Genomic DNA, 26,040 nt, shown 5'->3' on the forward strand with positions numbered 1-26,040 from the left:
CCCAGCTCACCGCGCTGAACGTCGGGNTCGGCTGGGACGCCCGCACCACCACCGGCACCGACTTCGACCTCGACGCCTCGGCCATCGGCCTGCGGGCGGACGGCAAGGCCTTCAACGACAGCTACTTCATCTTCTACAACAACCTCGCCTCGCCCGAGGGGGCGATCACGCTGACCGGCGACAACAAGACGGGGCAGGGCGAGGGCGACGACGAGTCCATCATCATCAACCTGCCCTCGGTGCCCGCCGAGATCGAACGGATCGTCGTCCCCGTCTCGATCTATGACGCGGTGAACCGCAGCCAGAACTTCGGCCAGGTGCGCAACGCCTACATCCGGGTCGTCGACCAGGGCGGCAACGAGCTGGTTCGGTACGACCTGTCCGAGGACTACTCCACCGAGACGGTCGTGATCTTCGGCGAGGTCTACCGCAACGGCGCGGACTGGAAGTTCCGGGCCGTGGGCCAGGGCCACAACGACCTCGGTGGCCTGGCCCGCGACCACGGCGTCAGCGTCTGAGCCGCGGGCCGGGGCCGGCGATGCGGGCCTGGCAGGTCGTCGCGCCGGGGCCGATGGGCACGCGCCCGCTGCGCGCGGCCGAGCTGCCCGTGCCCGAACCGGGGCCCGGGCAGGTCCGGCTGCGCGTCGACGCGTGCGGCGTGTGCCGCACCGACCTGCACCTCGCCGAGGGCGACCTCGTGCCGCACCGGCCGCGCACCGTGCCGGGGCACGAGGTCGTCGGCCGGGTCGACGCGCTCGGCCCCGGGGTGCCGGCGGCGGTGGACGCAGGTCCGCCGGGGGTGCGCCTGGGCGACCGGCTGGGCGTGGCGTGGCTCGCCTCGACCGACGGGACCTGCGCCTACTGTGCCCGCGGCGCGGAGAATCTCTGCCCCGCGTCGACCTACACCGGCTGGGACGTCGACGGCGGGTACGCCGAGTACGTCTGCGTCCGCGCCGACTACGCCTACCGGCTGCCCNCCGGCTACAGCGACGCCGAGCTCGCCCCGCTGTTGTGCGCCGGCATCGTCGGCTACCGGGCGCTGCGGCGGGCGGCACTGCCCCCCGGCGGCCGGCTGGGTATCTACGGCTTCGGCGCGTCCGCGCATCTCGCCGCCCAGGTGGCGATCGCCCAGGGGGCGCGGGTCCATGTGCTGACCCGCTCGGCCCGCGCGCAGGCCCTGGCCCTCGAACTCGGCGCGGCGTCCGCGGCCGGGGCGTACGACGCGCCGCCCGAGCCGCTGGACGCGGCGGTGCTGTTCGCGCCGGTGGGCGAGCTGGTGCCGGTGGCGCTCGCGGCGCTCGACCGCGGCGGCACCCTGTCGGTGGCGGGCATCCACCTCAGCGACATCCCGCCACTCGTCTATGCCGACCACCTGTTTCAGGAGCGCGACCTGCGCAGCACGACCGCGAACACCCGGGCCGACGGCGCGGAGTTCCTCGCGATCGCCGCCGAGCACCGGCTGGCGGTGACGGTGTCGCCCTACCCGCTCGACGCCGCCGACCAGGCCCTCGACGATCTCGCCGCCGACCGGGTCACCGGCGCGGCCGTCCTGCTGCCCTGACGGCGGCCGGGCGGGGCCAGCCCGGACCGGCCAGCCCGGACCGGCCAGCCCGGACCGGCCAGCCCGGACCGGCCAGCCCGGACCGGCCAGCCCGGACCGGGCGGTCCGGACCGGGCGGTCCGGGGCCAGGGCGGCCCCTACCGGCCGGTCAGGACGCGCGGGCGGCCCCTGGCGCCCCGGTCAGGACGCGCGGGCGGGCAGCCGACGCAGCAGCACCGTGCCCGCGAGGGTGAGGGCCGCGGCCGTCGCCACCTCACGGGGCAGCCGGTGGCGGGCCTCGTTCTGGATCTTCTCGTGGAAGCGGTCGAACCTGCTCGGCCAGGGACTGGAGCCGACGAAGTACCGGCCCACCTTGTCGGTGTCGGGCAGGCAGGCGCCGGTCATGCCGGCGAGGACGGCCAGGCGCCGCCCGGCCGGGGCCGACGCGGTCAGCAGGGCCATGGCGGCGAGCCCGGCGACCCCGTCCCGGCGCGCGATCGGCAGCCACTCCGACTCGGTGTTCGGGCCGGTGCCCCAGTGCGGCAGCGCGTCCATGGCGAGATGCGAGAGGAATCCGGCGGCCAGGGCGGGCACGGGATGCCGGATCGCCATACCCACGAAGGCGCCCGCGGGGACATGCGAGCTGATGATCATACGGTGGACCTCCTGATGGACGGTGTGGACCGGCCGCCCCTAACCATGCCGCCCGGCTCCGCGTCCGCGGACCGCGGGGGTCGGCATCGGTCCTGGTACCGGCCCGCACCGTGGTCGTCATGTGATCCGTAGGAATGGCCGGAGGGGCGAACGTATCGGGCATATGCACGTGCGAACGCTCCGCTGGATGAACGTTCCGAGGCGATCGCCGACGACCGTTCGGACGCCGGTGCCGACGCGCGTCCGAAAGCGTGGGCGGACGGGATGGCGAAAGCGCGCGCACATGCTCGCGCGAGTGCACATGATGGGCACATGGGCGCGCGGCGTAGCATCTGGGTGCACAGCNCAGCGAGGCGTTGCAGATCCACACATCGATGGTCGGTGGCAGTCGAGCTTGGTGGCGGAAAGTGACCACATGTGCGGACGGTGACCGGGGGCAGTGGGGAGGTGTCGAGTGATCTCCAGGGGGAAATCCGGTCCACCCGGAGGCGGGCCGGCCCCCGGGGAGGCGACCCAGGGGCGTGCGCGGGCACGACGGCACCTGAGCGGCCTGGATGGATAGGTGGATCCGAGGCGTGCGGACCTGCCCCCTACGTGATGCCTGTGATCTTGGCGCCGCCCTGCCCCCGGGCGTCGTCATCTCGGTGGCCTGGCGGTTGGACGGCGCCGGCCGGATCATCGGCGGAATGCTGCCCCGCGGGCATCCGCAGGGCGGTCCGCAGGGCAAGCGGGTCCTGCACGGGGAGGGTGTCTGGGCGGCCGAGATGTTCCCCCGGGACCGGGAGATCACCACGGAGCTCGACCTGGTCGAGCCCGGTTCCGCGGCCCGCCCCGCCCGGCTCGTGGTGCACGGCCCGGAGCGGGACATCGTCGGCTACGTGGACCAGCCGTGGCTGCCCGCGGACCGGCTGGCCCGGCTGACGACCGGCATGCGGCGCGACGCCCGCCAGATCCGGATCCGGGCGGCCGGCCGGATCTGGTGGATCAGGGCGACGAAGGTCTTCGGCGTGCGGGTCAGCCGCGACCACGGGGTGGATGTCTACCGCACCCGTGGCCTGCATGCCGTGTTCAGCGCCGAGNCCGACCACCTCGATGTCAGCGTCGTCCTGCTGACCCTCGCCTCGATCCCCAGCTCGACGTACGCGCCCATCCTCGGCTTCTGACCGGGGGTCGAGCCGAGGGTCCCGGGCCCCGGGGCCGGTGGGTCAGGCGTTGACGACCCGGCGTCCCTCGAAGGCGCGGCCGAGGGTCACCTCGTCGGCCCACTCCAGGTCGCCGCCCATCGGCAGGCCGCTGGCCAGTCGGGTGACCCGCAGCCCCATCGGCCCGATCTGGCGGGCGAGGTAGGACGCGGTGACCTCACCCTCGGTGTTCGGGTCGGTGGCGAGGATCAGCTCCGTCACCGTGCCGTCGGCCAGCCGTGCGACGAGTTCGCGGATGTGCAGGTCGTCGGGCCCGACCCCGCCGATCGGGTTGATCGCCCCGCCGAGCACGTGGTACCGCCCGCGGAACTCCCGGNTGCGCTCGATCGCGACGACGTCCTTGGGCTCCTCGACCACGCAGATCAGGGCCTGGTCGCGGCGGGGATCGGCGCAGATCCGGCACAGCTCCGACTGGGCGACGTTGAAGCAGCTCCGGCAGAACCGGACCTTGTCCTTGACCTCGGTCAGCGCGGTCGCCAGCCGGCGGACGTCCACCGGGTCGGCGGCCAGCAGGTGGAACGCGATCCGCTGGGCGCTCTTGGGGCCGATGCCGGGCAGCCGCCCGAGTTCGTCGATCAGATCCTGGACGATGCCCTCGTACATCGATGCTCCCGCCCGTCAGCCCAGTCCGGGACGACCGGGACCGCGCGGCCCCGCCGCGCCGCCGCCGGCCAACAGGCCGCCGAGATCACCCAGACCGCCGAGCGCCCCACCGGCCCCACCTGCAGCGGTGGCCCCACCGAGCCCGCCGCCGGCGAGCCCGCCTGCGCCCAGTCCGCCCGTGAGCGAGCCCATCCGTTCCGCGGCGAGCCGGTGCGCGTTGGTGGTCGCGTCGCGGACCGCCGCGAGGATCAGATCGGCGAGTGTCTCGGTATCCTCCGGATCGACCGCCTCCGGGCTGATCGTGAGGTCGACGAGCTCGCCGCCGCCGTTGACGGTGGCCCTGACCAGGCCACCGCCGGCCGTGCCGTCCACCCGGGCGGAGGCGAGCTCCTCCTGGGCCGACAGGAGCGCGGCCTGCATCTTCTGCGCCTGCTGGAGGATCTGCCCCAGATGGGCNCCACCCCCGGCGGGCAGTCCACCGCCGGCCGGNGTCCCATCGCCGGCGGAGGTCTGCGAGTTCGACATGTCGACGAGCCTACTTTCCCGTCAGCTTGTCGGGATCTGTTCGATGACCGTGGCGCCGAGCCCGGTCCGCAGCAGGGACATCGCCGCCTCCGCACCGCCGCGGGCCCCGCCCACCTGCCCCGGGGCATCATCGTCATCGAGGGACGGCTCGTCGTTGACCGGCGGCGCGGCGGGCGTGCCGCCACCCCCCGCCGAACCGTGCCCGCCGACCCCGATCGGGCCAGCGCCGCCCTCGCCACCTCCCGCCCAACCGGCGCCACCCCTCGCCGCGGCACCCCCGCCGCCGGCGCCCTGACCGGCGGCGCCCTGAGCAGCGGCGCCCTGATCCGCGGCACGGTGCACGCCGACATGGTGGCGCGCGCCGTTCCAGTCGGTGCTGTTCTGCGCGACGCCGTTCCGGCCCAAGCTGTTCGGTCCGGCGTTGTTNGGTCCGGCGCCGTTACGGCCCGTGCTGTTCTGGCCGGCTGCATGCGCACCGGCCCCGCGCTGTTCGACGATGCCGTGGGCGTCACCGGACCCCTGGCCGCGGTCGCCGTAGTAGGTACCGCTGCCGCCGTCCTCGAGGTGTTCGTGGGTCGGCGGGGTGGGCTCGGGGAATCGGGTGTTGTCGCTGCGCCGGCCCAGGTGATGATCCCCGCCCGACTCCCCACCACGGCCGCGCCAGCCGTCGTCGGCCACGCCTTGCCCGGGTCCGCCTTGCCCGGGTCCGCCTTGCCCGGGTCCGCCTTCCCCGGGTCCGCCCACGGGGCCGTGTGCGCCGGTCGCCCGACCGGCGTCCCCGTCGTCGGCGCGCGGCACGCCACCGCCCGGACCGGGCGCCCAGCCCGTCGGGGCGGGCGGCCGGCCGCCGGCGTCCACGCCGCCAGGTCCCTCCCCGGGGCGCGCGTGACCCGAGTGATCCTGCTGGTCCGGGTGACTTCCGCCGCCCGGCCCCTGCCAGTGTCCCGACACGGGTTGCCCTGGCCCGGGTTGGCCTGGAGCGGGCCCACCGGCTCGGCCGCCCGCCGCCGGGGCTGGCCCACCGCCACCGAAGCGCTGGTCCGGGCCGGCCCAGGCGGGTCCTGATCCCGGCTGGCCACCGAAGCCCCCGCCGGGCGGCGGCCCCCCGACCGGTCGGCCGCCGCCGCGTCCGGGACCGGAGCCTCCCGCGGGCCCCACGCTGACTCGCCAGGTTCCGCCGATCTTCTCGGCCAGGGCGGTGCAGAACACCTCGGCGTTGTTGCCCTGCCCGAACATCCGTCCCATCGTGGGGCTGGCGAAGGCGAGCACCACCTCGTCACCGCGCACATCGGCGACGGTCGCGTGGTCCTTCAGGATCGCGTGCGTCTTGCGACTGCGACGGCTGGCGAGCTGGAGGACCTCGTCCCACAGCATCCGCAGGCCAGCGGCGTCGATCCGCCCGCCGCCCGGACCGACCCCGCCGCCCTGCCCAGCCGCAGCGCCCTGCNCGGCACCGGCACTCTGCCCGGCGCCAAGACCGTGCCTGGCCCCGGCACCCTGCCCAGTTCCTGGGCCCTGCCCGGCTCCGGCACCCTGCCCGGTCCCTGCGCCCTGCCTCGCCCCGGGGCCGCCGCCGGCTCCGGGCTGCGGGCCGAAACCGGCGCCTGCCGGCGGCGGTCCGCCGTAGCCGGCTCCGCCGGTCGGTGCACCCGGTCCTGCGCCACCCCCCACCGGAGCCGCGTCCCACGATCCGCTGGCCGGCCCCTGGGAAGCGGGAGCCGCGGCGGCGCGTGCCGAGTGGGCGGGTGCCGGCCGAGCGGGCGACGCCGTCCGTGCGGGGGCCGCTGCCTCGTCCGGGCCAGGCGGGCCGGNCATGCCACGCGGGCCATCCGGGCCGTTGACACCGCCGAACGGGGAACTGCCTGCCGCCGGGTCCGGGCCGAAGCCGGGCGCCGAGGCCGGGTGAGCGGCCGCCGAGTCGGGAGCGGCGAGCACGGAACGGCGTTCCAGCCGTTCCAGCCGGGTCAGCAGCGCCGCCGGGTCCGCGGAGGCCGCGGGCAGCAGCGCGCGGGCGAGGATCAGCTCGAGCATCAGCCGTGGGCTCGTCGTGCCCCGCATCTCGACCAGGCCGCCGTGCAGCACGTCCGCCGTGCGGGACAGCTCCGCGGGGCCGACCGCGGCGGCCTGCGCGCGCATCCGGTCGATCTGGTCCGGGGAGAAGGATTCCAGCAGCCCGCGGGCGTCGGCGTCCGGGACGGCCGCCATGATGATCAGGTCGCGGAGCCGGTCGAGCAGGTCGGTGGCGAAGCGCCGCGGGTCGTGGCCGGCGGAGACGACCTTGTCGACGACGGTGAACAGGGCGGCGCCGTCGTGCCGGGCGAGCGCGTCGACGGTCTCGTCGAGCAGGACCCCGTCGGTCATGCCGAGAAGGGCTACCGCGCGGTCGTAGTGCAGACCGTCGTCGTCCGCCCCGGCGAGGAGCTGGTCGAGGACGGACAGCGAGTCCCGAACCGATCCCGCTCCGGCCCGCACGACCAGTGGCAGCACCGTCGGGTCGACGGTGACGCCCTCCTGCTCGCAGATCGACGCCAGGTGCGTGCGCAGCACGCCTGGCGGAACGAGCCGGAAGGCGTAGTGGTGGGTGCGGGACCGGATCGTCGGGATGACCTTGTCCGGCTCGGTGGTGGCGAAGACGAACTTCAGGTACGGCGGCGGCTCCTCGACGACCTTCAGCAGGGCGTTGAACGCCGCGGCCGTCACCATGTGCGCCTCGTCGACCACGAACACCTTGAACCGGGCCGACGCGGGGGCGAAGAAGGCCCGTTCGCGCAGATCTCGGGCATCGTCGACGAGGCCGTGGGAGGCCGCGTCGATCTCGGTGACGTCCATCGAGGCGCCGGTGCGGATGCCGACGCACTCGTCGCATACGCCACAGGGCTCGGGGGTGGGGCCCTGCTCGCAGTTCAGCGAGGCGGCGAGGATCCGGGCCGAGGACGTCTTGCCGCAGCCCCGCGGGCCGCTGAACAGGTACGCGTGGTGCAGCCGGCCGGTTCGCAGAGCCTTGCGCAGCGCGTCGGTCACGTGTTCCTGGCCGACGACCTGGGCGAAGGTCGCGGGACGGTACCGGTTGTACAACGCTGTGCTCACTGGCCTGCTCCGCGTGCTCGACGAGACGATCGGCGAAACGAGAGGACCCCCCNCACACCCGTCAGAGCCCGCTTACCCTTGCTGCCTTCCGGCCCTGGGGGGGTTCACGAGGGTAACGCCGCACGAGGGGTCTGCTCCGCAGTCTAGCCCGCCCAGGACGATCATGAATCTGGAGGTCCTCCACCTCACCCGAACCGGCCGCCACTCCAGCCCGACCCCCTCCGTCCCGCGCTCGTTCCTTGCCTATCCAGAGGGATAAATCGGACACGAAACCCTCTGGATAGACGAGGAAGCGGCCGAGCGCCGGACGGGCGAGGGCAGGGCGTACGTCGGGCACGCGTGGGGAGTGGACGCCGGCGCGGGCGGCACGGCACCGACCGGAGCGGCGGCCCGATGGCGGGACCCGTGGGACGCTGGCGCCGTCGCGGGTCCGGCTCGGCCGACCCCGNGTCCACGGATCGGCGACGATCAGATAGTCTCATCGACGGAGGATTCGCCTAGTGGCCTAGGGCGCACGCTTGGAAAGCGTGTTGGGGGCAACCCCTCGAGAGTTCGAATCTCTCATCCTCCGCAGTGATCGCTTCGGGCGCTTTCCTCGGCTACCAGCGGGAATCTCGCCCTTGTCAGCCGAAACGACCCCCTCCGCGGGTTCGGTGCCCACCTGGTGCGCCCGCGCCGCGCGGAGCGGGGCACCGCCGCCGCCACCGCTTCGGNCGCCTCCTGGCCGGACGAGCGCAGCAGGTGGACGTACAGGTTCCCGGTGATTGACGTCGAGCTGTGCCGCATCCGCTTCGACACGAGAGCAAGATCCATGCCTTCGGCGAGCTGGATCGACGCCGACGAGTGCCGCAGATCGTGGAGCCGTCGGCGGGACAGCATCGACCAGCCGAGCTCCGCATCCACCCCGATGTCGACCGGCAGGGGAGCGGCGAGCGTCAGCCGCGCCCGGGTGCCGCTCATCGGTACGGCGGACACGACGGTGACCTCCCCGACCGGCTCGCGGTCGACGTACAGCGTCCAGGTCCCCACCGGCTCCCGGTAGCGCATCCCGACCACGATCTCGGTGGCACCGGCCGCCGCTGGCATCCGCGCCGTTGTGCACAACCCGTGTGGCGGGCGATCTGCAACAGTCATCAGCCGGTCGAGCAGCACCCTGCCCCGATTACCCCGCCGTCATGACACGGGGAGCATCGGCACACAAAAGAGAAGCCCGCATCTACCCGGCAGCGGCGGCAGGATGGGGGCGCACGGCGCGCAGGTAGCTGTACACGGTCTCCCGGCCGATCCCAACTGCCGGGCCAGGTCGGACTTCCGCTTACCGGCCGTCGAACGGCCCGCCGGGTCCAGCACAGCCGGTGCGAACCTGTCGCCGACATGACAGGTACCGGTGCCGAGTGGCTGGCCTTTCTTGGCAGACCATCAGGCCTGTAAAACGCAGGTGTAATACCCGTGAACCCTGACCAGGTTGACGGGAATGCGCAGATCCGGCTGCGGGCCCTCTCGCCTCACACTCTTTCGACACCCGACACCCGACACCCGACACCCGATGCCCGATGCCCGATGCCCGAGCGCGAGCCGCGAACGCGGGACCGTGTTGCGCCGACTCTGGCTGTGCTGACATCGGTGTGCGCCGAAATCTACCTGCGCCACCATCCATGTGCGTCGCCAACAGGACGGCCACGTGCCGCAAAATTCACGCCCCGCCGGCCGATGTCGACCAGTGCGGGAGAACAGGAGAGCACGATCATGCGACTGTCAATCCGTCTTGCGACGGCATCGTTCATCTGCCTGGTGGCGACGATGCTCGCCGCCTCGGCGGCCTCGGCCGCGCCAAGAACCTGGGTCAACACGGCGACCTCGAAGTGCCTGGACAGCAACGGTAAAGGGGCCGTCTACGCCCTCGGCTGCAACGGTGGCCCCTACCAGTCCTGGGTGAGTAGCCAGCTGAACTTCGGCGACCAGATTCAGGACGTCAGGACCGGACGGTGCCTGGACAGCAACGGTGCCAAGCGTGTCTACACACTGCCCTGCAACGGCGGTAGTTATCAGCAGTGGCAGGTGACCGACCAGGGCCCGTTCGGTTACCAGATCCAGAATGTGGCAACCGGCTTCTGTCTCGACAGCAACGGCGGCGGTTCGGTGTACACCCACGTCTGCAACGGAGGAAATTACCAGCGATGGCACTGATTTCGGCCAGCCGGATCCGGGATTCTGGATGAAGAGAAAGACTCACGTCTGGAATCTGTAGGGGCCGGTGGGTGAGGTNCCCGCCGGCCCCCCGGCACGGGATGGGCGGCGCCGGTTTACGTAGTCGTTCTGCTATCACGCCGTACACCGTTGGACACCTTCGCGGGCATCCCAGGGGATATCCGCCAGACACTCCCCGCAGGGAGTGCATCGGGCCAAGAGATCCACGGCACGATGGAGGATTCTTCCGGGCTTGCCGATGCATGTACCTGGAACAGGCGCATCGCGGGGTATACCCCCGAACGCCAATCGCCGTCCCACCCGGAATCCCCGGCGGGACGGCGGCACCCCGTGGGGTCAGTCGATCATCTGGACGTGGTAGAGCTCGCCGCCCGAAGCGCTGTATGGGCCGAGTCCGCTCTCGCCACCCGGCCGGCGGCGTCCCGCGCGGCGATCCCGCGCGCGCCGGCCAGGTGGTGAGGGCTACCACTCCCTGGCCGGGGGACGTGGGGACGTGGGGACGCGGACCGGGCGCGACCCCGATCCTGCGGGCTGGCTCGCCGGGCTTGTCTGCCCTCCGACGCCCAGCGCGACCATGCGCCGACGCACGTCGACGACGATCACGGCTTCCGGGCGACCCCGCCGTAGAGGCCCACCTGTGCGTCGAGCAGGCTCATCGAGTCGTCATCGTCGGGTCGCCAGCGGTGCGCGACGAGCAGGCCCGGGTCGACCAGCTCCAGCCCATCGAACAGGCGTTCCACCTCGGCGCGACTGCGGAGCTGGAACGGCACCCCCCGCTGTCGATAGGCGGCCGCGAACTCCTCGGCGCCCGGGTCGAAGTCGGCGGTCCCGTGGGTGAGGACCAGGTAGCTGCCCGAGGGCAGCGCGTCGACGAGGCGGCGCACGATCCCGTAAGGATCATCCTCGTCGGGGAGGAAATGAAAGATCGCGACAAGTGACAAGGCGAGCGGCCGGGACAGATCCAGGGTCTTCTGCAGTTCGGGCGAGTCCAGGATCGCGGCCGGGTCGCGCAGGTCCGCGTCGACATAGGCGGTCCGGCCCTGCGGGGTGCTGGTCAGCAGTGCCCGGGCGTGGGTGAGCACGATCGGGTCGTTGTCCGCGTAGACGACCCGAGTGTCAGGCGCGACGGCCTGGGCCACTTCATGCAGGTTCGGCGACGTCGGGATTCCCGTCCCGATGTCGAGGAACTGGCGAATCCCGGCGTCGGCGGCCAGATGGCGGGTCGCCCGCGTCATGAAGGCCCGGTTCACCCGGGCGGTCACCCGCGCGTTCGGGAAGGCGGCGATCGCCTGCTCGGCGGCCTCCCGGTCGGCGGGAAAGTTGTCCTTTCCGCCGAGGTAGTAGTCGTACATCCGAGCTGCGTGTGGCCTGTCCGTCCGCAGCGTCGCCCCCACCCGGTCCGTGTCCGCACCTGGGTCTGCCATCGCCCCTGCCCCCTTACACAAATGCCGTCAGGCGATCACCCTAACGACATGGAACGGGACGGGTCGCGCGGATACCCGCGTATCGCCCAGATCCGAGATCATGGTGGGAAGGGCAAGGGTGGCGCATGAAGAGCGACAACGACCTGATCAGGCCCTTCACCAGTAACTCGCAGATCTGGTGGTCACGAGGCGANNCGCGCGACGAGGTCGACTATTGGCTGGGTAGCCAGCCGAGTTACTGCCCGCCCTGGGCGCTGATCCCGATGGCGACGGCCCAACAGGTCGTCCGGGCGAACTTCACGACCGGNGAACGACCCGACACCGTCGAGTGGGCGCAGCCGTAGTTCTCCTGCTACGTGGCCNCTCGCCCCGAGCGGTGCATGCGGATGCCGTCGATCTTGTTGGTGCTGGTCACCCGCGACATGAAGATCCGCCACCGGTTGGNTGAGAAGCGCCTGTTCCTCGCGCATGCTGTGGAAGGTGTTCTCCTCATGAAGGCCGGGAGCATGACCAGGTGGGACATGCTGCGCATGGTTGTCCAGCATTGGGAAGCTCAATCCGCTTACGGAGCTTCCTGGCCCCTGGGTTCGGTCCCTGACGCGCGCAGGCATCGGCGCTGCCCACGTTGCCCGCCACCGAGGGCTGACAGGTCGGGTTTGGTCGTCGACCTTCGGAGGGTCTCTCCCTGTTCTGCTTTCCCTGTCGTGGGCTGTCCCTCCGTCCCGGCCCGGAAACACGGCGCAGGACGGCCAGCCTGCGCGCCCCGCCAGACGTCGGGCAGCACCGACCCTCCGCGGCGCCGCGGAGTCGTCGTGGAGGGAGCCGTGTGCCATTCTGCGTCATCCGGCGGGACGAGTGCAGCCAGTCGCGGAGACTGGACAGGGTACCGTCCAACCGTCGGGGGGGGTACGTCCTGTTTCGACGGGTCAAGATTGCTACCCGTTTGTTACACGACCTGCTGACGTGGCGGAAGGGCGCACGGCCATCCGTCTCGTCGTGGTGGGAGTGTTGTCGATCACTCCTCGATTCCCACGGCGGCGAGCTGGGCGGTGTCGACCTTCTCCCCGCGACCTTCGTTACGGAAGAGCGTGAGGGCGGTGACGGCGGTGGCGACCATCAGTGCGGCGCTGATGAGGAAGCCCAGGCGGTAGCCGTCGCTCAACGCGTGCTCCAGGCGCGGCGGGTCGTGCCGGGCGAGCAGGCTGGCGGTGTGGCGCGTGGCGAAGGTGGAGATGAACGCCAGCCCGAGGGCGCCGCCCAGCGTGCGGCTGACGTTGAGCATCGCCGCGGCTATGCCGTTCTGGTGGCCGGGAACGCCCGACACCGCCGCGATCGTCATCGGGATCCACATCAGCGAGAAGCCGAAGCTGACCACCAGGGAGGGAAGGATGATGCCGGACACCAGGCCGCGCTCGGGGGTGATGCGGGAGAACAGGGCCAGNCCGACCGCGGACACGGTCGCTCCGGCGACGAGCACCCAGCGCACTCCCAGTTTNGGGATCAGCGGCGGCACAATGCCGGCGAAGATCACCAGTGTGGCGGTGAGTGGAAGGTAGGCCAGGCCGGTCTTGAGGGACGAGTAGTGCAGCACGTTCTGCATGTAGAGCGAGGTGAAGAAGAAGAGCGCGAACATGGCCGCGGAGGTGAGCGCCTGCACCGTGTTCGCGGCCGACAGGGACCGGATTCGGAAAAGTGAGAACGGAACCAGCGGTTCTTTGCTGATTTTCGTCTCATGCACGATGAAGTAGGCGATGACCACCACCGTGAGCGCGAAGAGCGAGATTGTTCGGGCCGAGCCCCAGCCATGCGCATCGGTCTGAATGACGGTGTAGGCGAGCAGGCTCGCGCCGATGGTGGAGGCCACCGCACCGACCGCGTCGAACCGCTGGTGTCGGTGCGTGGGCCGGTCCGGCGGCAGCACGCGCAGGGCGCTGACGAGCAGGACCGCCGCAACGGGCAGGTTGATGAAGAAGATCCAACGCCAGCCGGGCCCGTCGACGAGGACACCGCCAAGAATCAGGCCGAGCGACGCGCTCAGCGCGCTGGTCGTTCCCCAGACGCCGAGGGCTCGGTTGCGCGGCGGTCCCTGCGGGAAGATCGACGCGATCATGGCCAGGGTCATCGGGGACACGAAGCCCGCGGCGAGGCCCTGGACGGCGCGGGCGGAGATGAGCGACGTCTCCCCCTGCGACAGGCCCGCGCCAAGCGAGGCCACGGTGAAGGCCAGCATTCCGGTGAGGAACACCCGCCGCCGGCCGAGCAGGTCACCGGCCCGGCCGCCGAGCAGGAGGAAGCCGCCGAACAGCACCGTGTACGCGTTGACCACCCAGGCGAGGTTGCNGGCCGAGAAACCGAGATCATCGCGGACGGCGGGCAGTGCGACGTTCACCACGGTCATGTCCAGCGCCTCNAGCAGCTGCGCCAGGCACAGGACGAGCAGGGCGACCGTGTGCCGGTTCGTCCAGACGAAGGCGTCGTCGCGCCCGGCCGTCTCCTCGGCCCACTCGGCGACGGCTGGTGGAGGCAGGCGAAGAGCTGGCGCCGACTGGCTGTCCATGTCACTCCAAGCAGGTCTACGGAGGTCGAGCAGGTCTTCGGGCGTCGGGTAGGTCCACGAGCTGGGTGGGTCTGCGGGCGGGGCGAGTCTGCGGGCGGGATGGGTCTACGGGCGGGTTGGGTCTACGAGCGTTGACCGAATCATGGCACGCCAGGACTGATCGGTCAACGCTCGTAGGCCGAGATGTGGGTGCGGCGCCGTCGCGTTCCCGAGTAAGCCGGTCGGATTTGTCTGTCGTGACCGCTGCGCCCNGCGGCCGGGCGGGACCCATCCCGGGTTCAGGGCGGCCACAAGCCGCCGGTCGGAGGATGGCGGCCCGGACGACGGCTGTGGCCGTGCCATTCATCCGATGTGGAGGCTCCTCTGATGACGCTGAGCGTGGAGTCGCATCTGCCGAGTTGTCCAATGGAACGGAGCTCACCGTTCGAGCCGCCCCCCGGTTATGCCCGGGCGCGTTCCGAGGCGCCGATCACGAAGGTGCGCCTCGTCGACGGCAGCACTGGTTGGTTTGTCACCGGCCACGCGCTCGTGCGTCGTCTGTTGAACGACCCGAAGGTCAGCAAGAACGGTCTGCGGCCGGGCTACCCNCCGCTGGTGCCGGACCAGGAGGCCCTGGTGCGCGGGCAGAAGGGCTTCCTGGTCTGGATGGATCCGCCGGACCACACCATGTACCGGCGCATGCTCGCCGGCGAGTTCTCGGTGAACACGCTGGAGAGACTGCGACCGCACGTGGAGCACATCGTCAACGAGTGCATCGACCAGTTGCTTGACGCCGGTCCTCCGGCCGACCTCGTGCAGGTGCTGTCGCTGCCGGTCCCGACGATGACGATCTGCGAACTGCTCGGTGTGCCCTACACCGACCGCCAGCTGTTCCAGGAAAGCACCGCGGCGACGGTGAACCTCCGGACCACCCAGGAGGAGCGCAACCGGACGGTGGCCGAACTGCGTCAGTGCGCGACTCGAGCTGGGGATCGTCTACCCCACGCTCTTCCGGCGGCTCCCGGGCCTGCGCGCCGCGCTGCCGATGCGCTGGGCGCCGACCGTCTTCGAGCAGGACGAGGACGGACTGGTGAGGACGGGCTGGTGGTGCTGCTGACGGAGGACCCGCCCGAGGAGCGGCGCCAGGAGGTGATCGACGCCGCCGGCTCGTGCCCGGCGCAGGCGATCCTCGTCGACGGCGAGTAGTGAGGACACGGCGAGTAGTGAGGCCCACGGCGAGTAGTGAGGTCGACGGCGAGTAGGAGCCGAACGCGCGGCGAGGCCGGCGGCCGGGTGCTGTCCGGCCGGGGTGCTACCCGGTCGGGAGGTCGTTGACCAGGAGCCGGACGCAGGGGCGCAGCAACTGGCGGATCTGTGCCGGGTCGGCGGCGGTGAGCTCGTCGAGTTCGAGGAGCACCCGGCCGATGACCACGCCCAGCAGGATGGTGCTCACCAGGCCGCTGCGGACCGCCGCGTCGTCGGCGGAGATGACCTCCTGCACGCCCTTGAGTTGGCCACCCAGCGACGTCCGCACCGCGTCGGCCGCCTCGGGGTGCGTCAGCATCGATCGCAGCATCGCCAGCGCGGCGGTCGGCTCCTGGGTGAGGCGGTCGGTGAGGGTGTCCAGCAGGTACTCGGTCAGCTCCTCCGGGGAGTCCGGTGCGGCTGCCTCCTCCTGCAGGCAGGCGGCGTGCGAGAACAGCTCGGCCTTGGAGCCGAAGTAGCGCATGACGAGCCCGGGATCCGTGCTGGCCCGGGTCGCGACCGCTCGGATGGTGGTGNGGTCGTAGCCGTGCTNGGCGAACAGCTCGCGGGCGGCGTGCAGGATGCGCGACTCGGTCTGACGGCGGCGTTCGGCGCGGGTGGAGCTGGCTGGCGATGTGGAGCTGGCTGGCGATGTGGAGCTGGCTGGCGATGTGGAGCTGGCTGGCGGGGTGGAGCTGGCCGGCGGTAGAGCCATGAACCGAGGTTACGTGCTCGCCGTCGGCGGGCCCACCGGTCTCGGGCGGGCCTGCGGGTGGTGAGTGGGCCTACGGGTGTTGACCGGCTCGTTAAGCTGTGTGATCGTCGGCGACCCGGTCTCGATCGTCGTGCTGTCCCGCGTCGACACCTATGAGATCAAGCGGCGGCTCAACGAGAAGATCACCGCCGAGTTCAGGGCCCGCGGGGGGGCGGGTGTCGAGNGTCGTCGGCGACTACAGCTTCGCCGGCGTCCCGTTGCTCCTGCTCCACCATCGGGGCCGCCGATCGGGAGCGGAGCGGGTCAACCCACTTCAGTACCGCGTCCGGCGGGACGGTCACATCGTCTTCGCCACCAACGGCGGCTCGCCGACCCACCCGCACTGGTACCTCAACGTGCACGCGCTGCGGCACGCGCTCGTGCCGCTGGTCAGCCTGTCGGCGTGGGTCTTCGGTGCGTTGCTCACCGGCGCGGTNGTGGTCGAGACGATGTTCAGCAGACCGGGCCTCGGTCGGGTGATGGCCACCCTTCCGACCTGGCCCCATCCGCCTCGGGTCTTTCTGTCGGACCGCGCTCCTAGCCTGAGCGCTGTCCCGGGGTGCAACGCCGGAGGGCGCGGAGACCACCGGGGTTGNGTGTGGTGCGGCAGGCCGGCATCACCGCTGGTCAGGAAGGCGATCAGGCAGGCGGTGAGCCTGGGCGCGCTTGCCTGATCGTCCGGCCCTGGGGGTGCGCAGCGTCAGTGTCGTCCGGTGCCGGGAGGTCCGCCGGGCCGGCCGGGCGCGGGCGACCAGCTCGCGGATGCGGGCGCTGACCTCGTGCGGTCGTTCCAGGATGACCGCGTGCCCCGCGCCCTTCTCGACCGAGAGCTCGGCCCTGGGCAGGGCCTCGGCCAGNGTCCGGCTGTGCTCCAGCGGGGTCATGACGTCGGCGTCGCCGACGAGCAGGAGGGTGGGAACCTCGCGCAGCACACCGGCGGCCGCCAGCCGATCGTGGTCGAGCAGGGTGGGCAGGAAGGCGCCGACCACGGGAATCGGGGTGTTCGCGATCATCTCCTCCAGCGAGTCGACGACCGGCTCCGGCACCCGGGTCACGCCGAACCCGAGCCGCCGGGTCAGCGCCCGCGACGCGCTGCTCCCCCGCCAGCGGAGCCGTTCCAGTAGGGACGGGGCGTGCTGCAACCCGACGGCCACCCCGGGCAGGACCCGCCGCGCCGCCGCGGTGACGGTCGCCGGCAGCCCGAACGCCAGGCGGGCCAGCTCGCCCGCGCTCGTGGACAGCAGGGCCACCGCGATGATCCGGTCGCCGAACAGCTCCGGGTGTGTCTCCGCCAGGCCGAGAACGGTCATCCCGCCCATCGAATGTCCGATGAGCACGACCGGGCCGGTCGGCACCCGGTCGTCGAGGACCCGGTGTAGGTCGTCGGCAAGCTGGGCGATGGTGCAGTGCTCGACGTCGGACGGGCCGGACCGGCCGTGCGCGCGCTGGTCGTAGCAGACCGTGCGGCCCAGGTCGGCGAGGTCTCGGCGTTGGAAGTGCCAGGCGTCCGCGGTCATACAGAAGCCGTGGACGAAGACCAGGGTCAGCGCCGCGTCCGGTGGCCCGGCCTCGGTGACGTGCAGCCGCACCCCGTCGGACGCGGTCACGGTCGTCTCCCGGGTGGCGTGCGCCTCGGCCACCGCGGACTTCGTCGCCCGCCACGCTCGCCTTCGGCGCCGTTCCTGTTCCGGGCCCTGTTCCTGCTCCGGACGCCGTGCTCGGGGGCGTCGTGGGCGCCGTTTCCCGGGCGGTTCGGCCGCACCTCGCTCACTCTGAGCCACCAGAACCACCCTCGCCATCCCCTCGCGCCCTGCTCAGGCACGTCATGCCCGGAGAAGCATGGATTAAAAGGTTATCGGCGGTAAGCGAGGAGGGAGAAAGTGCCGGCAGGGCCGTCGGCCCGGGGTCCGTGCCGACGGGCTACGCCGTTCAACGCCGACCGGCGCTGCCGTGCGTCAGCCGATCGGCGCCGCCGCGCGCCGGCCGGCCGGCAGCGCCGCGGCAGCGCGGTCGAAACGGATGGCGCGGTCGTAGGCCTCGCGGGCGTCGAGGAGCTGCTCCCAGTGTTCCGCCACCCAGGCGCAGGCGATCGCCATGGGCTCCAGCATGCTGCGGCCCAGCGCGGTCAGCTCGTATTCGACGCGGACGGTGGTCGTGCCGTTCAGGACGGTTCGGGTGAGCAGGCCGTCCCGTTCGAGGGAGCGCAGCGAATGGGTGAGCACCTTGGGAGTTATCCGACCCAGCGGTACGCGCAGCTCGGAAAACCGGCGGGGCCCGTCTTCGAGGCAGCGGATGATGAGTGCCGCCCACTTGTCGCCGAAGCGGACCGGGTTGAGCGCGGACGGGCACAGCTCGTCGAACATGTCGGCGCGCAGGGNCTCCCTCATGGCGTCACGATAGCCGGACAGTCGGTATCCCCGTGGTAACTTCCGCCCCCGATACCGTCCGAACCGGCCGGCGCGAAGGCATCGGATCTGGGGAGAGGCGGTTGTCGTGAATATTGTGGTGTTCGGCGCGGGCGGGCGGGCGGGGCGACAGGCTCTCGCCGAGGCGCGTCGGCGCGGCCACGGGGTGACTGCCGTGGTGCGCGCCCCCGCACGTCACGGCGATGTGCTGGCTGGTAGCCGGGTGATGGTGGGTGACGTCACGGATGCGGTAGATGTCCAGCATGCGGCGGCCGGGCAGGACGCGGCGATCAGCGCCGCGGTGGATCTGGCCGTTCCGGCCCACGACTTCTTCACCTCATCATCTCGGGCCCTGGCCACCGGGCTGGCGAAGGCAGGTGTGCGCCGTCTGGTGGTCGTCGGCGTCTCCTCGATCCTGCCGGGGGCGTCCGGTGCTCCTTTGATGGATGAGCCCGGCTTTCCGGACGAGTACCGTTCCTTCTGCCTCGGGCATGCCGCGGGCCTCGACGTGCTTCGGGCCTGCGAGCTCGATTGGGTGTACGTCGCTCCCGCCGGGGATTTCGACCACGATGGAGCGCGCACCGGTCGGTACCGGATTGCCGAACACGGCGACTCGGNCAGTCGGATCGNGTACGCGGACTTCGCGATAGCACTGCTCGATGAGATCGAGGAACCGCGCCGACATCACTGCACCGTCAGTGTCGAGTAGGCAGGTTTTCCCGTCGGGGCCGCGCTCAGCTTTCGGTGCGCAGCCAGTGGGCCGCGTAGGCGTCGACGTCCAGGCGCAGGCTGCCGTCCTCGTCCACGGTTCGGACGGCGCCGGNCTGCTCGCCGAGCAGCTCGACGAACCGGGCGCCCGCGCCGACCTCCGGGAGCCTGAGCGTGACGCTCGCCGACGCGGCGGCGAAGTTGTGCAGGGTGAGGACGGCACGTCCGTCGTGCTCCGTCCAGTGCGCCAGCACGGACGCGGTGTCGTGGTCGACGGTCACGCCGGCACCCCAGGCCAGCTCGGGACACTGCCGGTAGCGGCGCACCAGCGCGGCCACCCAGGAGAACAGCGAGGTGGGATCGTGGCGCTGGGCCGCCACGTTCACCTTGGCCGGGCCGTACTCGCCCTGGACGACGGGGGCGGGCAGGCGGTCCGCCTCCGCGTCCGGGTCCACGGTCGAGAAGCCGCCGTTCGGGCCGTCGGACCACTGCATCGGCACCCGGACCGCCTCCCGGCCGGGGATGTCGAGGTTCTCGCCCATCCCGATCTCCTCGCCGTAGAAGAGCGTCGGCGTGCCGGGCAGGGCGAACAGCAGGCTGTAGACCATGCGGATGCGGGCGGGGTCGCCGTCGAGCATCGGGGGCAGGCGCCGGCGCAGACCTCGGCCGTAGAGCTGCATCTCCTCGCGCGGGCCGAAGGCGGCGAACACCTCCTGGCGCTCGCCGTCGTCGAGCTTGTCCAGGGTGAGCTCGTCGTGGTTGCGGACGAACGTCGCCCAGTGACAGTCCTTCGGCGCGGCCGGCCGGTCGCGCAGCGCCTCGAGCAGCGGTGTCGCGTCGCGGCGGGCCAGCGCCAGGTAGAGCCGCTGCATGCCGGGGAAGTCGAAGCACATCGTCAGCTCGTCGCCGTCCTCGTCACCGAAGAACCGGCGGGTGTCGTCGTAGGGCAGGTTCACCTCGCCGAGCAGGACGACCTCCCCGTCGCGGCGGGAGACGAACGCGCGCAGATCGCGCAGGTACTCGTGCGGGTCGGGCAGGTCCGCCGCGTCGGCGGCGCCGTCGGTCTCCAGCAGGAACGGCACCGCGTCCACCCGGAAACCGGACAGGCCGAGCGCGATCCAGAAGCCCATGATCCGGGCGATCTCGTCGCGCACCGCGGGGTTCGCCACGTCCAGGTCGGGCTGGTGCTTGTAGAAGCGGTGCAGGTAGTACTGGCCGGCGGCGTCGTCGTACTGCCAGACGCTGTCCTCCTGATCGGGGAAGACGACGTCGGACGGGCCGTCGGCCGGGGGCTCGTCCCGCCAGACGTAGTAGCCGCGGTACGGGGAGTCCCGGCTGCTGCGGGCGCTGACGAACCACGGGTGCTGGTCGGAGGTGTGGTTGACGACCAGGTCGGCGATCACCCGGATGCCCCGGTCGCGGGCCACCAGGAGGAACTCCACCAGGTCGCCGTGGGTGCCCAGCCGGGGGTCGACGCCGTAGAAGTCGGTGATGTCGTAGCCGTCGTCCCGGTCGGGCGTCGGGTAGAAGGGCATCAGCCAGATGCAGGTGACCCCGAGTTCGTGCAGGTAGTCGACCCGTTGGGTGAGACCGCGGAAGTCGCCGCAGCCGTCACCGTTGCCGTCGGCGAAGGTCTCCACGTCCAGGCAGTAGATGACGGCGTTCTTCCACCACAGGTCGGCGGTCCGGCTTAGTCGCATTTCGCGGTACTGCCCCGCGATCAGCGGTGTATCCCCTTCGAGAGAATCTTGTTTCCGCGCCGACCGGCGTGCTGGTCTCCCGGTTACTCGTGCCGGGCATACCGTCCCCTCGACGAGGACGCCACGTCTTTCCTGGTGGCGCGGGCAGGCGCTGAGCCGGTTTCGACCTGGAGGCGGTGTGCGAGCAGGCGGTGTGCGAACAAGGCCCTTGCGGGAGCAGGTGGTTGTCGTGGTCGGAGCGTCCAGCGGGATCGGGCGTGCGACCGCACTCGCCTTCGCGCAACGCGGCGCACGGGTGGTGTGCGCGGCGCGCGGCGAGGAGGCGCTGCACGCCCTGGTCGGCGAGATCAGCGGGGAGGTCGGGGCGGGCCGGGCCTTCGCCGTGCCCACGGACGTCGCGGACCCGGCCGCGGTTCGGGAGCTCGCTGCGAGCGCCGAGCGGCGCCTCGGCCGCATCGACACCTGGGTGAACGCCGCGGCCGTCAGCGTTCTGGGGCGGGTCGAGGACGTCACCGACGCGGAGTTCGACCGGGTCCTGCGGGTCAACCTGCTCGGCCAGGTGCACGGGGCGAAGGCGGCACTACCGGCCCTGCGGCGGGCCGGTGGCGGCGTGCTCATCGGAATCTCCTCCGTCGAGGGCATCCGCGCGATGCCCCTGCACAGCGCCTACGCGGCGAGCAAGTGGGGGTTGCGGGGCTTCTACGACAGCCTGCGGGTGGAACTCGCCCAGGCGGGTGTCCCGATCGCGGTGACCACCGTGCTGCCGCCGTCCGTCGACACCCCCTTCTTCGCCCATGCCCGCAGCCGCATCGGCGGGCGTCCCAAGCCCCCGCCGCCGGTCTACGCGGCCGACGTCGTCGCCGCTGCGATCGTGCGGGCGGCCGTGCGACCCAGCCGGGAGGTGCTCGTCGGCGGCACCGCCGTCGCCGCCGCCATCGCCGCCCGGGTGTCCCCGGCGCTGGTCGACGCGCTGCTCTCGCTGCGCCGGGCAGGGATCGAGACGCTGCGCGAGGACCGGCCGGGCGAGCCGGGCGACATCGTCGACGCGCCCGAGGCCGGTCCAGGCCGGGTCGATGGTGACTACCCCGGCCGGGTGCTGCGGCACAGTCCGCTCACCTCACTGCTCGGCGTGGGCCGGCGTCCGGTCGAGCTGCTGACCGCGGCCGTCGGCCGGCTGCACCGCTCGACGCCGCCCGGCACCGCTCACCTGGCGGCGCGCGGTGCCGCGGGAGGACCGCCGCCGCCGTCGCCGTCGGGGATGACCATGCCGGCCGACACACCGCTGCGCAGGTGGCGCGGCACCGGCTCGGTGATGCGCTCACCGGGCAGGACGACCGGGGTAGCGGGCGGGTAGGGGGTGAGCTGCTCGGCCGCTCGCGGCGTTACCCGAGTACACCGGTCGCGCCGTCGGTCAGTTCCCGGGCGACGTCGGCGTGGCCGGTGTGCCGGGCTGAGCCCGATCNCCGTGCCCTTTTCGCGCCCATCGTCGCCGGCCAGAAGTTGTCGGACCCTCGCCGTAGTCTCGCCGCGAGCGAGGGAGGGCGGATGACACGGAACGAGGGTGGCGCGGCGGCGGCGACGGCCGCCGGTGCGGGCTTCGAGCGGGTCTGGCGGGTGCCGGAGGGGCAGGTGGCGTCCGGACGGATCCCGGGGTATGTCGGCGCGCTGCGGATCGGTGGGCGGGTCGAGGTGCGCGCGGGTGGGCGGATGGCGCTCGGGCCGGCGAGCGCGCNGATGACGGCGGACACGCGGTTCCGGCTCGCCTCGCTCACCAAGCTGACGGCGGGGGTGCTCGTGCTCGGCCTCGAGCACGACGGGCTGCTCGGGCTCGACGATCCGGTGGCCCGCTGGCTGCCGGAGGCGGCGGCCCCGCGGGTGCTGGTCGCCCCGGACGCGCCGCTCGACCGCACCGTCGAGGCGCGCCGGCCGATCACCGTCCGGCACCTGCTGACCCTGACCTGCGGCTGGGGCGCGGTGCTGGAGCAGACCCCGCTACAGGCGGAGATGCTGCGGCGCGGGGTCTTCCCCGGCCCGTTGACGCCGCGGATGTCCGCCGACGAGTTCGTCGCCAGGGTCGCCGGGCTGCCGCTGGCATTCCAGCCGGGCGAGGGCTGGTTGTACGACACCGGCATCGACCTGCTCGGTGTGCTGCTCGCCCGCTGCGCCGGGCGCCCCCTGTCCGAGCTGGTCGCCGAGCGGATCACCGGCCCGCTCGCCATGGCGTCCACCGGGTTCTGGGAGCCGGATCCGAGCCGGCTCGCGACGGCCTACCAGCCCGGGCCGGACGGGCTGGCGGTGCTGGACGCGCCCGACGGCGCGTTCGCCCGTCCGCCCGCGTTCGAGGAGCTCAGCTCCGGGCTGGTGTCCACCGCGCCCGACGTCCTGCGGTTGCTGTGCGCGCTTGCGGACGGTGGCGACCCGGTGCTGCCGGTCGGCGCGGTGGCGCGGATGACCGCCGACGCGCTGACCGACGCCCAGCGCGACCAGGCCCGGCCGATCGTCGGCCCCGGCGGGTCGTGGGGCCTGGGCACCGGCGTGGACGTCGAACCCGCCGAGCCGTGGATGACCCCCGGGCGCTGGGGCTGGGACGGCGGGACGGGAACCACCGGCCACGTCGACCCGACCCGCGGCGCCGTCGGCGTCCTGCTCACCCAGCGGGCGATGACCGGCCCGCTGGACGGCTTCGGCGAGTTCTGGACGGCGGTCGCCGCCACCCGATGACGCCGCCGGGCGGGCCGCCTCGTGCAGCAGGACGGCGGCCTCCAACGCGGCCAGAACCAGCCTCACCGAGCCGGGAAGCGGGAGGAACGGCACCAGGAGAGTCANCATCCGGATGAGGCGATGCACCCGTCCTGCCCGGGGCGGCCGGCCGCCCGTGTTCCGCATCCGCTCGACTCTTGTGAACGATGGCCTGGTCATGGCGCCTCCGGNGGGAATAGACGATTCCTTTGTTGACCCTTCGATTGGTAGCACCGGGAGAGATCGGCGGAATGCGCGTTGTGCGCCTGTGTGCGCGCAGGACGATGCGCGACCTATTTTTTGCGCGAGCGGCGCGCAATCTGCTGGCGGNCTGATTCCGGGCGGCCGCCGGCCGCTCTATGATCTGCCCAGTCCGTGCGCGATGTGAGGCGAGCGCGTCCGGCGGACATGCGGGGGGTGACCGTGGCCAGACAGCATCCGGCCAGGTGCGGGCGGGACATCCGGTCGCGGCTGGCGAAGGCGGGTATAGGCGTGCCGGAGACGGCGGACGCTGTGCATCGTCATTGCGGCGTGNGCCGGTTGCGGGCCTACCGGCTGNCATATGGCTGGACGCAGGAGGAACTCGTCCGACGGATCCGCCAGTACGAGACCGAGGCAGGGCGCGGCGATCCGCCGCTTGGGCATCAACGGATATCGAGGTGGGAACGCGGCGAGCGGCCGTCGCCCCGGTATCTCGACGCGCTCTGCGCCGTGCTGCGCACGCGCCCGGACCGGCTCGGATTCGGGCTGGACGGGTCCGCCCAGGACGTCGCCCCCGTCTTGGCCGAGACGGGCTGGACAGACTCGATCGTGCCGGTTCAGGTCCGATCCGGGCACCCCGCGGGGCCCACCGCGCCGCCACCGGCCGCGGCCGTGCTGGCGCGTGCGGGGGAGCTTCGGGACGTCCTGGATCGGTCGCTGTGGGTCGAGGTGCCGGCCGAGCAGGTCGACCGTCTCGACGAGGTGGTGCGGGACCAGGGCTTCCGGTACCGCACGCAGCCGGTGATCGGGATGATCGGTGACCTGTCCGTCGACCTGGCCGAGGTCGGCCGGCTGCTGGGCCGGCGCCAGCCGCTTTACCAGCAGCGCAGGCTGCGCGGCGTCGCCGCGAAGGTGGCCGGCATCACCGCCCTGTCGTTCTCCGACCTGGGTCACCGGGTCGAGATGCGCGGCTGGTTCGAGACGGCGTACCGCAACGCGAGCGAGCATGGCGCCGCCGAGCTGCTCGCCTGGGTGGTGGCGAAACGGGCCAAGGCCGAGCTGGAGAACGGCGCATCCGCCCAGCTCGTGCTCACGATCGCCGCGCGGGCGGAGGCACTGGCCGGGCGCTCACCGAGCGCCGGAAAGCTGATCGCCGTGACGATGCAGGCCCGGGCTTTGGGCGTGCAGAAGAAGCTGCCCGAGGTGCTGCGGCGAGCCCGGCAGGCACTGGACCTGTTCGACCGACTCGACCCGGAGTCCACCAGCAGCAGCGTGCTGGCGATGAGCGAGCAGCAGCTCCACCTCTACATAGCCGACGCGCTGCTCGCCGCCGGCGACTGGCGCCGCAGCCTGCCGCACTTCGACCGCGCGGTGCGCCTGTTCCCCCCGGGTGAGCCACGCGACCCGGTGCTCACCCGGATCAACCAGGCCGGAGCGCTGATTCTCGGCCAGCAGGTCGACACCGGCTGCGAGCAGATCATCAGGGAACTGACCGGCATCGCCGAGCACTGGCGCAGCCCGCTCGTGCTGCGCTGGGCTGCTGACGGGCTACGGCGCGTGCCCGAGCGGCACCGCGGCCAGTCCGCCGTGCGCGAGCTGCGGGACCTGATCGCGACCCTCACGTCGATCGGGTCGGCCGGGTCGGTGGCGACGATCGGGTGGTGAGCTCGGCGTCCCGCTGGAGCTCGCCCGGCTAGCCGACCGGCCGGGCGCTGTCCGAGCTGCGGGCGGCGGGGCTGTCCCGCTCCCTGGGTAAGGCGCGGTCGGCGGTCGCGGTCCGGGCGTACCACTGCTGGCGGCTCATCACGTAGACGTTGCTGGCCAGCCACGGGCCGACGTCGGCGATCCCGCGGAAGGTCATGCCGAGCCGGTGGGCGATCGCGTTCATGCCGGCGTTGTCCCGATGCGTCGAAGTGATCAGCTCGTCCACTGTGAGCCGTTCGAAGCCGAATTCCAGTGAGGCCCGGACCGCCTCCGTGCCGAGCCCCTGACCCCAGTGGTCCCGCCGGATGGACACGGCGACCTCGATCCCCGGCCAACCGTCCGCGAAATACACCCCGGCTCGGCCGAGGAACTCCCCGCTGCCCCGTTCCTCAACCGCCCACATGCCGTGACCGTGGATCATCCACATGCCGAGGAGATGAGTGACGAGACGTTCCGTGCCGGCCAACCCGAACGGGCCGTCGAGATAACGCATCGTCTCCGGGTCGGCGTTCATCGCGGCGTACGGGTGNAGATCCTCGGGACGCCAGNCGCGCAGGATCAACCGGGAGGTGATGACGGTCGGGATCTCGATTCGGGTGGGCAGGCCGTAAGTCAACGTCATGGAAATGATGGTCCGCTGACGGGCACCGGTCGGGAAGCACCCGGAGCGACCGATTCAGCGCGGCCTGTCGCTGATTTTGTCCGGTATGGGCTGGCTTGGTAGCGACGGGCGGTGGAAACGGGGAGGTCCCGGCCCCGAGGCCGATCGGGTTCGGCGCCGGCGCGCCGGACCGCGCATCGTCGG

Annotated in this window: 13 protein-coding genes, 1 tRNA gene, 1 other RNA gene and 22 pseudogenes; 13 read left to right on the top strand and 24 right to left on the bottom strand. The window is 72.0% G+C overall.

Annotation, left to right across the window (positions count from 1 at the left end; translation table 11 throughout):
• Nucleotides 1-27: 27 nt before the first annotated feature.
• The 3 genes and pseudogenes from UK94_RS03235 to UK94_RS38470 all read left to right on the top strand — a co-directional run.
• A pseudogene (locus tag UK94_RS03235) lies at nucleotides 28-518 on the top strand (TerD family protein); the annotation flags it as partial.
• 20 nt (nucleotides 519-538) lie between these two features.
• A partial coding sequence (locus tag UK94_RS38465) for an alcohol dehydrogenase catalytic domain-containing protein (RefSeq protein ID WP_235486317.1) occupies nucleotides 539-976 on the top strand: 438 nt, incomplete at its 3' end.
• A gap of 1 nt (nucleotide 977) precedes the next feature.
• A pseudogene (locus tag UK94_RS38470) lies at nucleotides 978-1,561 on the top strand (zinc-binding alcohol dehydrogenase family protein); the annotation flags it as partial.
• Between the two features lie 180 nt (nucleotides 1,562-1,741).
• On the opposite strand, the gene UK94_RS03245 reads toward UK94_RS38470, so the two are convergent.
• Nucleotides 1,742-2,194 (bottom strand): hypothetical protein, encoded by a 453-nt coding sequence (locus tag UK94_RS03245; RefSeq protein ID WP_011601857.1) that lies wholly within the window; start codon nucleotides 2,192-2,194, stop codon nucleotides 1,742-1,744.
• Nucleotides 2,195-2,748: 554 nt separating this feature from the next.
• Here UK94_RS03245 and UK94_RS03250 point away from each other — a divergent pair.
• The coding region (locus tag UK94_RS03250; protein WP_235486319.1) for a hypothetical protein at nucleotides 2,749-3,273 on the top strand (525 nt) is incomplete at its 3' end.
• A gap of 126 nt (nucleotides 3,274-3,399) precedes the next feature.
• Here the strand turns inward: UK94_RS03250 and UK94_RS38475 are convergent.
• The 8 genes and pseudogenes from UK94_RS38475 to ffs all read right to left on the bottom strand — a co-directional run.
• A partial coding sequence (locus UK94_RS38475) for a toprim domain-containing protein (protein WP_235486321.1) occupies nucleotides 3,400-3,712 on the bottom strand: 313 nt, incomplete at its 5' end.
• Between the two features lies 1 nt (nucleotide 3,713).
• Nucleotides 3,714-3,999 (bottom strand): annotated as a pseudogene (locus UK94_RS38480) (recombination protein RecR); the annotation flags it as partial.
• 15 nt (nucleotides 4,000-4,014) lie between these two features.
• A partial coding sequence (locus UK94_RS03260; RefSeq protein WP_235486324.1) for a YbaB/EbfC family nucleoid-associated protein occupies nucleotides 4,015-4,455 on the bottom strand: 441 nt, incomplete at its 5' end.
• 90 nt (nucleotides 4,456-4,545) lie between these two features.
• Nucleotides 4,546-4,950: pseudogene (locus UK94_RS38485) on the bottom strand (DNA polymerase III subunit gamma and tau); the annotation flags it as partial.
• Between the two features lies 1 nt (nucleotide 4,951).
• Nucleotides 4,952-5,971, bottom strand: a pseudogene (locus UK94_RS38490) (DNA polymerase III subunit gamma and tau); the annotation flags it as partial.
• 1 nt (nucleotide 5,972) lies between these two features.
• Nucleotides 5,973-6,335, bottom strand: a pseudogene (locus UK94_RS38495) (DNA polymerase III subunit gamma and tau); the annotation flags it as partial.
• A 1-nt stretch (nucleotide 6,336) separates the two neighbouring features.
• Nucleotides 6,337-7,611 (bottom strand): annotated as a pseudogene (locus UK94_RS38500) (DNA polymerase III subunit gamma and tau); the annotation flags it as partial.
• Nucleotides 7,612-7,649: 38 nt separating this feature from the next.
• Nucleotides 7,650-7,746, bottom strand: an RNA gene (gene ffs / locus UK94_RS31790) — signal recognition particle sRNA small type.
• Nucleotides 7,747-8,097: 351 nt separating this feature from the next.
• Here ffs and UK94_RS03270 point away from each other — a divergent pair.
• A tRNA-Ser gene (locus tag UK94_RS03270) sits at nucleotides 8,098-8,182 on the top strand.
• A 143-nt stretch (nucleotides 8,183-8,325) separates the two neighbouring features.
• Here UK94_RS03270 and UK94_RS75725 read toward each other — a convergent pair.
• Nucleotides 8,326-8,745: pseudogene (locus UK94_RS75725) on the bottom strand (tyrosine-type recombinase/integrase); the annotation flags it as partial.
• A gap of 612 nt (nucleotides 8,746-9,357) precedes the next feature.
• Here UK94_RS75725 and UK94_RS03280 point away from each other — a divergent pair.
• On the top strand, nucleotides 9,358-9,798 hold the full coding sequence (locus tag UK94_RS03280) for an RICIN domain-containing protein (RefSeq protein ID WP_231861473.1): 441 nt from the start codon (nucleotides 9,358-9,360) through the stop codon (nucleotides 9,796-9,798).
• Nucleotides 9,799-10,418: 620 nt separating this feature from the next.
• On the opposite strand, the gene UK94_RS03285 is transcribed toward UK94_RS03280, so the two are convergent.
• From UK94_RS03285 to UK94_RS72730, 8 genes and pseudogenes are all read right to left on the bottom strand, one after another.
• Nucleotides 10,419-11,243 (bottom strand): SAM-dependent methyltransferase, encoded by an 825-nt coding sequence (locus UK94_RS03285; RefSeq protein ID WP_050996989.1) that lies wholly within the window; start codon nucleotides 11,241-11,243, stop codon nucleotides 10,419-10,421.
• Nucleotides 11,244-12,258: 1,015 nt separating this feature from the next.
• A pseudogene (locus tag UK94_RS38510) lies at nucleotides 12,259-12,684 on the bottom strand (MFS transporter); the annotation flags it as partial.
• Nucleotide 12,685: 1 nt separating this feature from the next.
• A pseudogene (locus tag UK94_RS38515) lies at nucleotides 12,686-12,738 on the bottom strand (hypothetical protein); the annotation flags it as partial.
• A gap of 1 nt (nucleotide 12,739) precedes the next feature.
• Nucleotides 12,740-13,583, bottom strand: a pseudogene (locus UK94_RS38520) (MFS transporter); the annotation flags it as partial.
• A 1-nt stretch (nucleotide 13,584) separates the two neighbouring features.
• A pseudogene (locus UK94_RS38525) lies at nucleotides 13,585-13,653 on the bottom strand (hypothetical protein); the annotation flags it as partial.
• A 1-nt stretch (nucleotide 13,654) separates the two neighbouring features.
• Nucleotides 13,655-13,800 (bottom strand): annotated as a pseudogene (locus UK94_RS72725) (hypothetical protein); the annotation flags it as partial.
• A gap of 1,291 nt (nucleotides 13,801-15,091) precedes the next feature.
• The coding region (locus UK94_RS03305) for a TetR family transcriptional regulator (protein ID WP_268761194.1) at nucleotides 15,092-15,560 on the bottom strand (469 nt) is incomplete at its 5' end.
• Nucleotides 15,561-15,577: 17 nt separating this feature from the next.
• A pseudogene (locus UK94_RS72730) lies at nucleotides 15,578-15,739 on the bottom strand (hypothetical protein); the annotation flags it as partial.
• 419 nt (nucleotides 15,740-16,158) lie between these two features.
• Between UK94_RS72730 and UK94_RS38530 the strand changes: the two are divergent.
• On the top strand, nucleotides 16,159-16,214 hold a 56-nt coding region (locus UK94_RS38530), incomplete at its 3' end, for a hypothetical protein (protein WP_235486407.1).
• A gap of 181 nt (nucleotides 16,215-16,395) precedes the next feature.
• Here UK94_RS38530 and UK94_RS38535 read toward each other — a convergent pair.
• From UK94_RS38535 to UK94_RS03320, 3 genes and pseudogenes are all read right to left on the bottom strand, one after another.
• A pseudogene (locus tag UK94_RS38535) lies at nucleotides 16,396-16,635 on the bottom strand (alpha/beta hydrolase); the annotation flags it as partial.
• 1 nt (nucleotide 16,636) lies between these two features.
• Nucleotides 16,637-17,418: pseudogene (locus UK94_RS03315) on the bottom strand (alpha/beta hydrolase); the annotation flags it as partial.
• A gap of 315 nt (nucleotides 17,419-17,733) precedes the next feature.
• Nucleotides 17,734-18,141, bottom strand: a complete 408-nt coding sequence (locus UK94_RS03320; RefSeq protein ID WP_235486408.1) for a helix-turn-helix domain-containing protein — start codon at nucleotides 18,139-18,141, stop codon at nucleotides 17,734-17,736.
• Nucleotides 18,142-18,283: 142 nt separating this feature from the next.
• On the opposite strand from UK94_RS03320, the gene UK94_RS03325 reads away from it, so the two are divergent.
• Both UK94_RS03325 and UK94_RS72735 read left to right on the top strand, forming a co-directional pair.
• Nucleotides 18,284-18,800 (top strand): NAD(P)H-binding protein (locus UK94_RS03325; RefSeq protein WP_268761195.1); only part of this gene is annotated, 517 nt, incomplete at its 3' end.
• Between the two features lie 13 nt (nucleotides 18,801-18,813).
• Nucleotides 18,814-18,892: pseudogene (locus UK94_RS72735) on the top strand (NADH-flavin reductase); the annotation flags it as partial.
• A gap of 115 nt (nucleotides 18,893-19,007) precedes the next feature.
• On the opposite strand, the pseudogene UK94_RS03330 reads toward UK94_RS72735, so the two are convergent.
• Nucleotides 19,008-20,591 (bottom strand): annotated as a pseudogene (locus UK94_RS03330) (alpha-amylase family protein); the annotation flags it as partial.
• On the opposite strand from UK94_RS03330, the gene UK94_RS03335 reads away from it, so the two are divergent.
• The 4 genes and pseudogenes from UK94_RS03335 to UK94_RS03345 form a co-directional block, all read left to right on the top strand.
• Nucleotides 20,545-21,945, top strand: a complete 1,401-nt coding sequence (locus tag UK94_RS03335; protein ID WP_268761196.1) for an SDR family oxidoreductase — start codon at nucleotides 20,545-20,547, stop codon at nucleotides 21,943-21,945. The pseudogene UK94_RS03330 and the gene UK94_RS03335 sit on opposite strands and share 47 nt — an antisense overlap.
• 191 nt (nucleotides 21,946-22,136) lie before the next feature.
• Nucleotides 22,137-22,323, top strand: a pseudogene (locus UK94_RS38540) (penicillin-binding protein); the annotation flags it as partial.
• A gap of 1 nt (nucleotide 22,324) precedes the next feature.
• Nucleotides 22,325-23,312, top strand: a pseudogene (locus UK94_RS03340) (serine hydrolase domain-containing protein); the annotation flags it as partial.
• 577 nt (nucleotides 23,313-23,889) lie between these two features.
• A pseudogene (locus UK94_RS03345) lies at nucleotides 23,890-25,196 on the top strand (helix-turn-helix transcriptional regulator); the annotation flags it as partial.
• A gap of 28 nt (nucleotides 25,197-25,224) precedes the next feature.
• On the opposite strand, the gene UK94_RS03350 reads toward UK94_RS03345, so the two are convergent.
• Both UK94_RS03350 and UK94_RS38545 read right to left on the bottom strand, forming a co-directional pair.
• Nucleotides 25,225-25,764, bottom strand: a 540-nt coding sequence (locus tag UK94_RS03350; RefSeq protein ID WP_235486327.1) for a GNAT family N-acetyltransferase, incomplete at its 5' end; no start/stop codon positions are given.
• Between the two features lie 20 nt (nucleotides 25,765-25,784).
• Nucleotides 25,785-25,857: pseudogene (locus tag UK94_RS38545) on the bottom strand (GNAT family N-acetyltransferase); the annotation flags it as partial.
• Nucleotides 25,858-26,040: the final 183 nt, after the last annotated feature.

The organism is Frankia sp. AvcI1 (assembly GCF_001420875.1).
In the GTDB taxonomy this organism is placed as follows: Bacteria; Actinomycetota; Actinomycetes; order Frankiales; family Frankiaceae; genus Frankia; species Frankia alni.

Coding starts and splice junctions, on each gene's coding strand:
- UK94_RS03245 (WP_011601857.1), bottom strand. CDS start 2,194: ATGATCATCAGCTCGCATGTCCCCGCGGGCGCCTTCGTGGGTATGGCG.
- UK94_RS03280 (WP_231861473.1), top strand. CDS start 9,358: ATGCGACTGTCAATCCGTCTTGCGACGGCATCGTTCATCTGCCTGGTG.
- UK94_RS03285 (WP_050996989.1), bottom strand. CDS start 11,243: ATGGCAGACCCAGGTGCGGACACGGACCGGGTGGGGGCGACGCTGCGG.
- UK94_RS03320 (WP_235486408.1), bottom strand. CDS start 18,141: ATGTTCGACGAGCTGTGCCCGTCCGCGCTCAACCCGGTCCGCTTCGGC.
- UK94_RS03335 (WP_268761196.1), top strand. CDS start 20,545: ATGACGGCGTTCTTCCACCACAGGTCGGCGGTCCGGCTTAGTCGCATT.